The sequence below is a fragment of the Allobosea sp. 01N443 genome (genome assembly GCF_056399325.1).
In genome coordinates this window covers 1-897 of the sequence record NZ_JBFTRC010000404.1, presented here as the reverse complement: position 1 = coordinate 897, position 897 = coordinate 1, and the positions used below count along the sequence as shown (strand labels likewise).

1 protein-coding gene is annotated in these 897 nt (G+C 64.3%); it reads left to right on the top strand.

The window, feature by feature from the left end; genetic code table 11:
- Positions 1-897 (top strand): mechanosensitive ion channel family protein (locus AC1DRP_RS36695; RefSeq protein WP_476771156.1); only part of this gene is annotated, 897 nt, incomplete at both ends.

The window sequence follows — 897 nt, the reverse complement described above, 5'->3', positions numbered from 1 at the left end:
GGGCAGGATCGCTCCGCCGGAGGCTCGCCGCGCTCTGGCCCGGGCTGGTGGTGGCGGTCGTCATCGCCGCCTTCCTCTTCATCCAGCTGGACCTAACGATCGGAAGGCCGACGCGGGGCGGATTGTTGCTGCTTTCGCTTCTTCTGGTTCTCGCCGGTCCTCATCTCGACGTCGCCATCGAAAGACGCGGCTGGCAGGCGGTTCGCTCGCAGGGCGGAGAACTGGCGGGCGCGCTGTGGCGCACCTTCCGCATCGTGGTCGCGGCATCGATTCTCGCGGTCTTGGCCACGCTCTGGCTCCTGCCGATCCTGGATGTCGTCGGCATTCCGCGGGGCACCGTCCTGCTGAAAGCTGGCGAGATCCTGATGCTCGTGCTGGTCATTGCCTTCTGCTGGAACTGGGTGGCCATCATGGCCGCGCGCATCAGACCTCAAACGCCGGGCGATCCGCAGGTCCCCGCCGCCATGATCGGCACGCGGCTGACCACTGTCGGCCCATTGCTCGTGGGCCTCACCAAGGCCGCGCTCCTGACGCTGGGGGCTCTGACCGTCCTGGTGATGCTCGGCATCAATGTCTGGCCACTGATCACCGGCCTCTCGATCTTCGGCCTGGCGATCGGGCTGGGCTCCCAGACACTGGTCAAGGATGTGGTGGCCGGTCTGTTTTTCCTCGTCGATGATGCCTTCCGCCTGGGCGAATATATCGAGACCTCGGGAGCCAAGGGCACTGTCGAGAGAATTTCGTTGCGATCGGTCTCCTTGAGGCACCCGCGTGGTCCGGTTGCGACCATTCCCTTCGGGCAGATCGGGAAGATCCAGAATTTCAGCCGCGAATGGGTCATCGAGAAGATGATGTTCCGGGTTGCCTTGGACACCGATGTCGAAGCCGTGCGGAAAC